Annotated in this window: 2 protein-coding genes; both read right to left on the bottom strand. The window is 54.7% G+C overall.

Annotated features, from left to right (window positions below):
* Window positions 1–22: 22 nt before the first annotated feature.
* On the bottom strand, window positions 23–11152 hold the full coding sequence (locus D9N13_RS17610; protein WP_290592721.1) for a non-ribosomal peptide synthetase: 11130 nt from the start codon (window positions 11150–11152) through the stop codon (window positions 23–25).
* 124 nt (window positions 11153–11276) lie between these two features.
* Window positions 11277–13070 (bottom strand): diguanylate cyclase, encoded by a 1794-nt coding sequence (locus D9N13_RS17605; RefSeq protein WP_290592719.1) that lies wholly within the window; start codon window positions 13068–13070, stop codon window positions 11277–11279.
* Between the last annotated feature and the right edge of the window lie 45 nt (window positions 13071–13115).

Below are 13115 nucleotides of genomic sequence, written 5' to 3'. Positions count from 1 at the left end.
CATTCTGAATTATTATTAGAGGTTATATTTCGAGTTCTTCAAAATCGTCACCGGTATCCTCTTCCTGAGTCTCGGCATCTCGAATCCACAGAGCATTTTCGACATAGCTGGCCATGCCTTCAATGGTTGCGATTTCAAGCAGGCGGCGCATGGAAAATTCAATCTGGTAGCGCTCCTTCACTCTGGATACGATCTGCACCGCCAGCAGTGAATGGCCCCCTACATCGAAAAAGTTATCTGCAACGCTGATCTGATCTATCTTGAGCACCGCCTGCCAGATATCAGCAATTTCCTGCTCGAATTCGTTACGCGGCGCCACGTATTCCCGGGCCACCCAGTATCCGGTAGGATCCGGCAGCCGATGACGATCCACTTTACCATTGCGATTCAGCGGCACACGCTCAATGGGGATAAAGAGTGCCGGTATCATGTACTCAGGCAACTTTTGGCGCAGGGCAACCCGCAACGGGTTGGCAGCATCCTCTGCGGACGATGCAACATAGGCTATGAGACAATCATCGCCCCGTGGATCCTTGCCACCCACAACCACCGCACCGGCACCACCGCCAAGCGCATTGACGATAGCTGACTCCACTTCTTCCGGCTCGACACGGAAGCCGCGAATTTTCAATTGAGTATCAATGCGACCCAGGAACTCCACCACACCGTCAACCCGATATCGGCCTTTATCTCCGGTGAAATAAAGACGATCCTGTTCATCGTGTGACAACCGGTTAAGGGAGAACGACTCTGATTCCGCGGGGTTGTGTCCCGCACCCAGATAACCCAGGCTCAGATAGGGGGTCCTTACTACAATTTCGCCCACCTGGCCCGGTGCACACAAACTGCCATCCCGACTCAAAACCAGCAGTTCCACACCCTCGATACCCGTGCCCACCGGTACATACTCCGGTTCTTCCTCCAGCACCACAGGCACCTCGTAAACTCCCATTATCTGGGGGGTTTCGGTAGCACCATAGCAACCCAGTAACCTGCAGTTCGGTGCCAGATCACGCAATGCGCCGGCAAGGTCGCGGCTCAAGCGGTCACCGCCGATTGCCATCAAGCGGAGCTGATCCAGCGTCTGTTCCTTGGCTACGGTGTCCAGGATCAGGCGGGCCATGGACGGTGTGATGTGGCAGATGGATACGTCATTGGTCTGGAACCAGGTCAACAGGGATTCCGGATTCAGCATCCAGTCTGCGTCCGGAATGGCGATCCGTGCCCCCACCGACAACGGCACAAAGATATCCCGTAGCAGCGGATCGTGCGCCAACCCGGACAGCATACTCACACAATCCTGCTGACCGATGTCATAGCGGGTGATGTACCAGTCAACAAAGTGCGCCAGTGGCTTAATATTGGACCTAATACCTTTGGGCACCCCGGTGGAGCCCGAGGTAAAGGCAAGGTAGGCCAGGTTGTCGGACGAATGGGACTCAGTGAATACAGCTCCGGTTTGCTGCTGGCTTATGGTGGTCAACGATACAAGTTCCACGCCAAACGCCGCTTGTAGCTGCCCACGGTTATCCTCCTGCCCGGCTGCGTCCAGGATGAACAGGGGTTGCGCCTGCTGTACCAGAGTTTGCAACCGCTCCAACGGATAACCAGAATCCAGAATATTGAACACGGCACCGCAACGCAGAATACCCAACAAGGCAACCACCAACTCTGAGCTTCGGGTGGCCAGAACCGACACCACTGTTTCTGCGCCTGCGCCTTTTTGCTGCAATGCAGCCGCCAACTGGCGTGATTGCTGTTCCAGCTCCCGGTAACTCAGCTGATTGGATTGACTCACCAGTGCCACCGCATCCGGCTGGGCTGCGGCCATCTGCAGAAAACGCTGCACCGGGCTGACATACTGTTGCTCAGGTACCAGCCGGGTAAGATCAGGCATCCATTGCGGTAGCGGCGAAGCCAACAGCTTCAAATCAGCAACGCTGGTTTCAGTCTCTACCACCATTTTGCTCAGCAGGCATTTGAAACCATCAAGGAAAGTCTGCGCGGTATCCGCCCGATACAAATCACAGTTGTACACCAGCACCAGATCCAGGCTGCCGTCCGGTTCCTCGCTGACATACAGGTTAAAATCGTATTTGGCGTGACTGTGATTATCTTCCTGCAGCAGAGGCTCGATATTCAACGGTGAATCGCCATCGGTCTGCGGCGGCAAATTCAATAAATTGAGAAACACCTGAAAGAAAGGGGTACGGGAGGAATCCCGTGGCGGCCGTAATTCCTGCACCAACTTTTCAAATGGTAACGCCTGATGGGCGTAAGCCCCCAAGGTGACTTCACGCACCTGCCGCAGCAGTTCACGCACCGATTGGGATGGTTGCAACTCGGTGGACAACACCACAGTGTTAATGAAGAAACCTACCAGCTGCTCCATTTCCACGGAATCGCGTCCGGCAATGGGTGTACCAATATTGATACGCTCCTGACCGGTATAGTTATGCAATAAAAGCTGATAGGCCGCCACCAGCACCATAAACAGGGTTGCGCCTTCTTCCTGGGCCAGATCGGTAATTTGCCCCACCACCTGGGGTGATATCCGGGCCCGCACCACAGCGCCATGGGAGGTCATGACGGCTGGCCGCGGATAATCCGTCTGCAACTGCAGCACCTGCCCATCGTTATCCAGGCGATCACGCCAGTACTGAATATGTTGATCCAGCACCTCACCGGACAACCATTTCCGCTGCCAGGCAGCGACGTCAACGTACTGAATGGCAAGCTCGGGTAAGCGGGCTTCACGCTGTTCCACAATTGCCTGATAAAGTTCCATCAACTCGGCGGTCATCACGTTCAAAGACCAGCCATCGGAGATAATGTGATGCATGGCGCCGATGAAGGCATGCTCAGGCTTTCCATCAGCCGCGGTCAGTTTGACCAGAATGCCCCGCAACAGCGGATCGGATTGCAGGTTGAAACCGGTGTCCAGTTGCTCGCGAATCAGTGACTGCAGGGCGTCATCCTGGCTCACTCTGTCCAGTGCGGACAGATCTTTCTCCTGCATCGCCCACACCCGCGCCTCGTTGATGATCGCTACCGGTTCGCCATTGATAGTGCTGAAATTGGTTCGCAATGTTTCATGGCGCTCAACAATGCGCTGGAAACTTTGCTTGAAGGCTTCCACATCCAGCTCCCCTTTCACCCGTAGGGCAACCGGCATGTTGTAAGCGGCCGTACCGGGATCAAGTTGATCCAACAACCACAGTTGCTGCTGCACATAGGAAAGCGGCAGATCACCACCTCGGGCCACCGGCTCAACCGGTGGCAGAGCATGGGCAGCCCCGGCTCTGGCAAGTTCAATCTGCACGGCAATATTGCGAATGGTGGGCGCCTCAAACAAAGCCCGCAATGGAATGTTCACCTCAAATTCCCGCCGCAATCGGGACATGACCTGGGTTGCCAGTAAGGACTGGCCCCCTACAGAGAAGAAATCATCCACCACGGAGAGATCGTTCCGTTTCAGGATAGCCTGCCAGACCGACAACACTTTGCGCTCGGTTTCAGTAGCCGGTTCAACAATGACACGATCCTCTTCCGCCCCATAAACCGGGATGGGAAGCTGATTCCTGGCGATTTTGCCATTGGGTGTCAGCGGCATCGCGTCCAGCAAAACCACTGCGGCCGGAATCATAAACTCCGGCAACCGGGGTTGCAGATAAGTGCGAAACTGACTTTGCGTGTAATCCAAGTCGGTCACCACATAGGCGACCAATACTTTCTGGCCCGGGGTGTCCTCGCGAACGATGACGCAGCTGGCGCTGACACCGTCCATTTGTCGCAACAACATTTCTATCTCACCGGGCTCAATGCGAAAGCCGCGAATTTTCACCTGGGTGTCAATGCGGCCGAGATACTCCACCTCGCCATTACTCAGATAGCGGGCCAGATCCCCGGTTCGATACAAAGTGGAACCCTCTTCCACGAACGGATTGGCGACGAACTTATCCCGGGTTTGCTCAGGCTCGTTAAAATATCCGGGGCCAACGCTTTCGCCGCCGATACAAAGCTCACCGGGGACACCCTCCGGCACCAGGCGTAACCGCTCATCAACAATATATAATTTCACATTGTCGATGGCAGCACCGATGGGAAGAGACCCTGACTTATACTTATCCTGAGGTTTGACTACATGACAGGTGGCGATATCAGCACATTCAGTGGGCCCATAACTGTTGACCAACTGCCCGCTGCCATGCTCAAGCCAGCCCGACACCCGGTCAAAATCGATCGGCTCACCACCCAGGAACACCCAACGCAGACTCTGCAGCTGAGTAAAACGCTGCCCCTCGTGCTGACACTCTTCCAACAATGGATAGAATGCGTTGGGGGCGCAATTAATCCAAGACACCTTGTGCTGTTGCACATCGGCAAGCAGTTCCTGGGGATCGTATTGATGACTGCGGGGCAGCACCAACGCAGCACCACTGACCAGGGGGGCAAACAGATTCTTTTGGGTGAGGTCAAAACCAATGGCACTGACCAACAACACTCTGTCCTGTGCCGACATCTGAAAATCACGGCAATACCAGTTCAACAAATTCACTTCTGCCTGGTGGCGGGCACCGGTCCCCTTGGGCTTACCGGTGGAGCCGGAGGTATAGATCACATAGAGCAGAGTCTGCGCACTGCCCTGTAATGGCAGACGTTCAGCACTCAGACGATCGAGCACTTCCGTACAGCTATCCAGAACAAGACGGTTGGACACGTCGACACTGGGTGCGCAACGTTGCTCTGTATCCAATACCAATACCTTGACACTGGAATCCGACAGCATGTAATCGATGCGCTCCGCCGGATAGGCCGGGTCCAGAGGCAGATAGGTAGCACCGGCCTTCAATACACCAAGTATCGCAATCATCAGCTCGGCGGAACGGGGCATCATAACGGCCACAATATCCCCCGCTACAACCCCCTGCTGCATCAACAAACGAGCCACCTGATTAGCCCGTTGCTCCAGCTGCTGGTAGGTCATGGCATCATCTCCCTGCAACAGGGCAACGGCCTGCGGAGTCCGGTCTACCTGAGCCTCAATCAACTGATGCACCGTCACGGAACGATCGTATTCCCTCTCCGTAGCGTTCCAGTGATGTAAGTGCTGAGCTTCTGCCGGCGAAATCAGCGAGATTTCTTCCAGTATGGTTTCGGGTGCATCTGCCAGCCATTCCAATACCCGCAGGTAATGATGAATAAGGCGCTGGATAAACGCTTTATCAAACAAGCCCGTTCGGTAAACCACTTCCCCATTAATTACATCGCCCTGCTCCATCAGGCTGAATTCAAGGTCAAACTTGGCAACGACCTGATGATTGCTGATGGACTCCAGATCAATACCGGGAATGGCGGATTGCCCATTGACTCCCACGTTCTGCAGCGAAAACAATACCTGGAAAAGTGGCGCATGGAGCATATCCCGCTCACTGACCAATTCATCCACCAGACGCTCAAAGGGCACGTCCTGATGGGAGTATGCATCCAGGGTTTTCTGCTGAATCTGAGCCAGGAATTCCGTAAAGGTGGACTTAAGATCCAGCTCGCCCCGCAACACCAGAGTATTGACAAAAAAACCGATCAACGGCTCGATTTCTTCGAAGTTACGGTTTGCAATGGGGCTGCCCACCGCGATATCCGTCTGGCTGGTGTATTTGGAGAGCAACACCATGTAAGCGGACAGCGTTGCCATGTACAAACTGACACCCTGCTGTTTGCAAAGACGGTTCAGTTTTTGGGTCAACAGCGAATCCAATTGGAAAGAAAGCACGTTACCGGCAAAGCCGGTGTCCACGGTGCGTGGTTGGTTGGTGGGTAACCCCAAGACTTCCACGCCCGCCAGCGCATCCCGCCAGAAGCCTACCTGGCGTTCCAATTCCTCACCGCTCAGCCATTGCCGCTGCCAGCGGGAAAAATCCGTATATTGAATCCTGAGATCCGGCAAGGGCGAACGCCTGCCGTGGGCAAAGGCATCGTACAGCATGCCTAATTCACGCATCAGTATCCCATTGGACCAACCATCGGAAACCGTGTGATGCATGTTGATCAGCAACACATACTGCTGTTCGCCCAACACCAGTATTTTCACATAAAACAGGGGCCCTGCCGCCAGGTCAAACACATGGCTGTAAAGGAGTTCAACTTCCTGATCAATGCGCACCTGCTGCTGGGCCGGGGATGCCGCAGCCAGCTCTATTACCTGCGCCGACCACTGATCCGGATCCGCAACCATCTGCACCGGCTCGTCATCGATCAGGGCAAAATGCGTTCTTAACACCCCATGGCGGGCAACGATTTCCTTGAGCGCACGCTGCAGGGCACCAATCTCGATGCGCCCTGTCAGTCGAAACGCCCCGGGCATATTGTAGGCCGTGCTGCCCGGCTCCAATTGATCGAGGAACCACAGGCGCTGCTGGGCATAGGATAACGGTGCCGGCTCATCCCCGCTGTGCGCCTGAATGGGCGGAATGTGGCGGGTCTGCCCGGCACGCCCCACCGCCACGGCCAACTCGGCAACCGTGGGTGCCGTGAATAATTCGCGCACGGAAAGCGGCACCTCAAACTGCTTTTTCACGCGGGAAACAATGCGCGTGGCCAACAGGGAGTTCCCCCCCACATCAAACAGATTATCCTGGATACCAATGTTGCTGCGTTGCAGTACTTCCTGCCAGATCGCCACCAGACGCTGCTCCGTCTCGTTACGGGGGGCTACGTATACCTGCAAATCGGAAATGGCGGCATCAGGATCCGGCAGTGCGTTTCGATCCACTTTACCATTGGGTGTCAAAGGCCACTGCTGAACGCTCAGCAGCAACGAAGGAATCATATATTCCGGAATATGATCCCTAAGGGCTTCCCGCCAGGCACTGGGCTCATCTTCGGCAACGATGTAACCCACCAGTTTTTCTTCGTGTACCACCACCAGGCAGTCGTCAACGCCGGGCAAGGCTTTCAGGGCGTGCTCAATTTCACCCAGCTCAATGCGCAGCCCCCGCAGTTTGATTTGAAAATCCTTACGCCCGATGTACTCAATGTCACCGTTGGGCAGCACCCGCCCGAGATCGCCGGTACGATACAGTTTGCCGGCACAGAGCTCCGTTTCAACGAACACCTGTTGAGTCAGTTCATCGCGATTGATATAACCCAGCCCGACACCGGCGCCGGATACGCAGATTTCACCCACCACCCCGGGCACCACCTGCTGCAGGTTATGGTTGAGAATCCACAGTTGTGTGTTGGCAATGGGTTTCCCCACGGGAATCATCTGATCGGGGCTGTCAATGACATCCAGGACATGACAGGAAACCACGTCAGTGCATTCAGTGGGGCCATAGCTATTCACCAGTTGCACTTGGGCGTTGGGGCTGGTGAGCCAGTGATAGAGTGGAGTAAGGCGAATGGGCTCACCACCCAACACCAGATAACGCATGCTGGTCAGGGCTTTGTACCCATCGGCTGCAGCCAACTCGGCAATGGGGTAGAACGCAGACGGTGCGCAGTTTACCCAGGTCACCTGGTGTTGGCGAATCAGGGACAGCAGTTCATGTTCGTCGTACAGTTCCATGCTTGGCATGACGATAGCCGCCCCCGCCAGCAACGGGGCAAACAGGTTCTTCTGGCTGAGGTCGAATCCCACCGCACTGATCATCAGGGTTCGATCCCGGGGGGTTAACCCCAGCAGCTCCAGATACCAATGCTGCAGATTGATTTCTCCACTGTGGCGCACCATGGCACCCTTGGGTCGCCCTGTGGATCCGGAGGTATAGATCACGTAGATCTGACTATCGGGATCAATCTGGATCTCAGGGTTATGTGTTGGCCGCGCCGCCAGTGCGGCAGCATCGCGATCCAGGCACAGTACACCGGCAGCCAAATCCCCCAGTGCCTGCAGATGACACTCCTGCGTGATCACCAGCGGCGCTGCAGCGTCCTCCACCATATAGGCCAGACGCTCTTTTGGGTAAGAGGGATCCAGTGGGACATAGGCGGCACCGGCTTTGAGAACACCCCAAATTGCCACCAGCAGATCCGTACTCCGATCAAGGCATACCCCTACCCGAACGTTTTCCCTGACCCCGTTATCCAACAGGTAATGAGCCACACGATTGGCACGCAGATTCAGTTCTGCATAGGTTAACGTTTCCTGCTCAGAAATAACCGCTGCATGATCGGGGCTTTGCGCTACCGATTGCTGGAAGCGGGCCACCACGTTATCGGTCTGGGCGATGGCGCTGGGCGGTGTCCCTGCCAGCCGCATCTGTTCAGCTGCCGAGAGAAATTGCAGGTGTGCCGCAGCAGGCGGAGCTTCAAACTGGATCTGTTCATTCAGATGCAACGTTCTTGATAAAAACTGCAAACCGTTGAATACCGCAGCATCGTAACGCAACTCCAGCTCAATGGCTGTTGCCGTCTCCTTGATAATAAACTGGATGCCACCCTCTACTTTCGGCGCAGACATCACCGGTTGAATGGTGTCTCCATCCACCTGGGTATGACTGACAAAATTGTAGTAGTTGAACATAAACACAGCACGGCCCACCGGCATCAATTGCTGCTGCGCCTGCAATGACAGGGTGCGAAATTCCCGCGCACTGTCACGGCTGTCTTTTAAGGCGGAGTGCCACTGGGCAATGGTTGTGTCTGGCCCCAATACATCGGCTGGAACAACTGATGGGAACTGTTGATAGAAACACCCCAGGGACTGCGCCCATGGCTGCCGGCGACAGGCAAAAAACTCAGCAAAGGCAAAACCGGAATCGGGCCGGCAGTAGTGCTGCACCATCAATGCGAACAACGTTTTGAAATAGAGGGGCAGATTAATACCCTGCTGCGCACAGTATTCCCGAATGGTGGCAACCTGCCGGTGATCCAGGGACTGGCGCTCCACGATATCACCGAACGGGGACTCTGCAGCAGCATTACGATAGTTCGCCGACGGAGAGTAGTTCAGCGGTTCAACGGCCATGGCTTTCTGTCGCCAATAATCCCGGACCTGCACGCTGTCCGCCAGCGGCTTGCTCCAATTCAAAAAGTGCGCGGCACCTTCGTCCGCTGTCAATTGGCTCTGCGCTACCGGCTGCAGGCCGCCACGCAGCTTATTGTAACGGTCCAATATCCGCTCCATCAGCAGATAGGTGGATGCGCCATCAAGCACGATGTGATGACACGCGATGACCAATCTGAATTGTTCGTTTCTATGCAAAAAATAGTATTGAACCAAGGCATCCCGCAACACATCGTAGGGTCGATGCATCAATTTCATGGCGGCATCGTGGATGGAGTAGCTGGCCCAATGTTCGGAGTTGAGATCAATCACCTGCAACGCAACGGGCAACTGCCCGGGCATCACCGCATAGGCCATATCCGCAGCGGGCAAGGCACATTCCACCAACCGTGTACGCAGGACCGCACAGGTATCCACCACCAACTGAATGGCCGATTCCAATGTATCCAAATCCGGCTTTGATGGAAAATCAGCGTAGATACCATAGGCATTCTGGATGGTGTCGGGATGCGCAAGCTGATCCAGCAACATGGATTGCTGATTGGCGTTCAAAGCCAAAATACTGTGTTGTTCGGCATCAAATCCCAGTTGCTGCAACAGGTGCTGATCGTCATACAGTACAATATCGTCCAATCGCTGGGATTTATCCGATGCCAGCGCATCCAGCAAAAACAAATATTGATCCATCATGCTGCTGATGGTGGTGTCATCAAACAAATCGGTATTGAACTCCAGGCTGGCCTCATAGGCATCCCCGGTTTTTGCAACCCCCAACACCATGTCCATACGGGCCGCCACATGACTGGCGGGAATGGCTTCTATCTGCACCGGTGCATCACCAAAAGGGTTGGCGCCCTGCGCATCCTGCATGTTGATCAACTGAAACGCCGCCTGGGCCAGCGGTGGATAACCCGGCTGACGTTCTACCTCCATAGATTCCAGTAAACGGTCTATGGGCAGGTCCTGATGGCTGAATGCACCCAGGGCCATTTCCTTTACCCGGCGGTAAAGGGTTTTCACCGATGGATTGCCGCTAAGATCCAGGCGCATCAACAACAAGTTCACGAAAAAGCCGATCAGCTCCTGCACTTCACTGCGGCTGCGCCCGGCAATGGGTGAACCAATCACCACATCCTGCGTGTCGGCATAGCGCCCCAGCAGTAACTGCCAAGCCCCCAGAAAAAACATAAACGGAGTGACATCCAGATCAGAGCAAGCCTGGTTGATTTTACCGGCCAGGGCATCCGGTAAGCAGACTACCTTCAGGGCACCGTTATTGGATGGGATATCCTGCCGCGGACGGTCGGTGGGCAACGCCAGCACCGCAGGAGCACCAGCCAGGGTCTGCTGCCAATAGGCCTGATGCTTGCCCATCTCATCACTTTCCATCTGTTGGCGTTGCCAGGCAGAATAATCAGCGTATTGAATAGAAAGCGGTGCTAAAGGCGAGCTCATACCAGCGGAAAACGCCATATAGAGAATGCTCAACTCCTTCACCAGCACCTCCATAGACCAGGCATCCGAAATGATATGATGCATGCCTGCAATCAGTACATGATGCTCTGGAGCAAGGCGCAATAATTGCGCCCGGAACAACGGCCCGGTTTTCAGATTGTAGGGGGTCAGGGATTCGGCATCGACGGCCTGCTCGATGGCTTCTTGTTGTTGGCGATCGCTGAGCTCAGACAAATCCCGCTGGGACAGGCTCCACTTATCCGCCGGCAACACAATCTGTACCGGTTCACCATCGCGATCATCAAAGCAGGTGCGCAGGGATTCGTGCCGCTTCACCAGTTCCCGCAGCACTTTATCCAGTACCGCCACCTCCAACGCCCCCTTGATACGCAGCGCGCTGGACATGTTGTAGGTGACATCATGGGGATTCAGCTGATCCAGTATCCAAAGCCGTTGCTGGCCGAAAGAAGTGACCAGCGGCTGATCCCTGGATACGGGTTCAATAGCGGTTTCATTGAGTTTTCTGGCCTGGCGCAAAAATTCGATGATGGCCGGTTTGTTGGCCACTACCTTCTCTTTGATATCCGGGGTAAAAGCACCTTCCGGTGCGCTGAAGCGCAGGTTTTCACCCTCCAGCCAAAGACGGATATCCTTTTTTGCGAGAGAAGCCAGAAACTCAACTACGTTCATATTTTTCCTGTTTTCTGCTGTTATTGTTATTAGTATACATACCGTTTACGCCTGATGCGGTGCGAGCTGATCAGGATGAGGTAAACTCTTAATTTTGGGGGATTTATCGGGAAGTTTAAAGAGGTTACAAAGTGTCTTTTGGTGTGTTTTTGAAATAATCGCCAATATTAACCACCGGGTTATCCCGCTGCTCAGTCAAAATCAGCGTATTACGCCCTTTTCGCTTCGCCTGATAGAGAGCCTGATCGGCAATCTGGATAAAATCCTCAGCCTCAATATTAGCATTTTTGGCCACAGCGGCCCCAATACTGACCGTAATCTGCTTAAACGGGCTTTCGCTGTGGGGAATGCACAGCTTCCGAATGGCGCTCATCACCCGGTCAGCGGTATAGCGGGCACCCTCCTCATCCGTGTCCGGCAGGATAACACTGAACTCTTCCCCGCCATAACGAAACAGGGTATCCGAAGGCCGTCGCAGACAATTCCGCATAATCAGGGCCGTTCGTACCAGGGTATCGTCACCCTGCTGGTGACCATAGGCATCGTTGAAATTCTTGAAATAATCAATATCGATCATCAACAGCGCAATGTTGCGCCGGTCCCGCCGCGCGCGGTCGATTTCCTGGCCCAGCCTTTCATCAAAGGCGCGGCGATTGGGAACACCGGTCAATCCGTCCACCAGTGCCAACTCATAATTATGGCGCGCCTCTTTTTCGAAATTTTCTTTTTCCCGACGTAACTGACGAATATGAGAGGCCAGGGAAAAAGACAGTAACACCACGTTGAGCACGATTCCCAGTTTGAGGGAGCCAATGGTAATCTCATTGGCGGGCAGCCAGCCCTGCTGCTGGGCGGAAAACAACACCGCACCCACCAGCCCGGCCCCCCAGGCAGCCACAAAGATCCAAGCCCCCGACTGGCGCTTGATCACCGCCACGACACCCACGGCAATCACCGTAACCACCACCAGCAAAGGCCAGATGGACGTGATACGCACCATCCAGGTGTAAGAGGCAAAGAAGCCCCCCAGAGCCATACAGGCGCTGAGCCCGCTTTCCATCAGCAGCAACCGGTCCAGCTTCGTACTGATGCCGGACACATTGAGCATGTTTCGGGTGAACAAGGTAACAAAGGTGAGGCAAATACCGATGGTGATGGGTTGAATATGCGCGTTAAACCAGCCCGGATCGTCACGCCACAGATACATCGAGGCATACCCCATCACGGCCAATTGAAACAGAGAGATGGCTGAAATAAGAATAACGTAATAAAGATAAGCCACCTCCCTTGCCATCAGGAAGACGAACAGATTGTAGAAAATCATGATAATCAGGGCGCCGAAGAACAAGCCGTGGGCAATACCCTGATCATAGAGCTGCGTTTCCAGACCGCTGTCACTGTAGACTGAAAAAGGAAACTGCAGGGAACCTATGGTTTGCAATCGAACCAAGGCGTAGGGGCTGTCCGGCGGGATGGGGAAATAAAACTCCGGGGCATGCCGGCTACGGGTTTTCCAGGGATGCTGATCGCCGGTTCGGGCCGCCAGTACCCATTTCCCCTGCTGTAGAAAATAAACCGCAATGGAATCCACCAGGGGGTACCCGTACGCAAGCCACAGTGGCTGATCGTTGCCCAGCGCCTGATAGGCACCGCGCAACGGTATCAGGACCCAATGGGGCGTATAGGAATAGCCTTTGTTGGTGCTGCTGAGCCAGTCTTCAAACCCAAACGCCTGCTTCAGGGTGGGAACATTTGCGACGTCAAGGGGGCTGCGACGTTCATCGGTTTGCTCATACACCATCAATTCCGGTTCGAACGACGGCCCGGTGCTATCACCACCGTGAGCAAGGGTCGCGGAGCATAACGCCCACAGCAGCAGCAGGCTGCGGACGGCCATCGCCTTCACGCAATTATTCACAGCATCAATCCACAGTAACAATGAGTTGTTGACTCAGCGGGTTAT

It is taken from the genome of Ketobacter sp. GenoA1, assembly GCF_003671475.1.
Taxonomy (GTDB): Bacteria; Pseudomonadota; Gammaproteobacteria; order Pseudomonadales; family Ketobacteraceae; genus Ketobacter.
Note: the sequence above shows the minus strand (reverse complement) of the source record. Positions and strands in the feature narration are given on the sequence as shown.

Bases quoted from the DNA above. Each gene is read 5' to 3' on its own strand.
- D9N13_RS17610 (WP_290592721.1), bottom strand. From the start codon at position 11,152: ATGAACGTAGTTGAGTTTCTGGCTTCTCTCGCAAAAAAGGATATCCGT.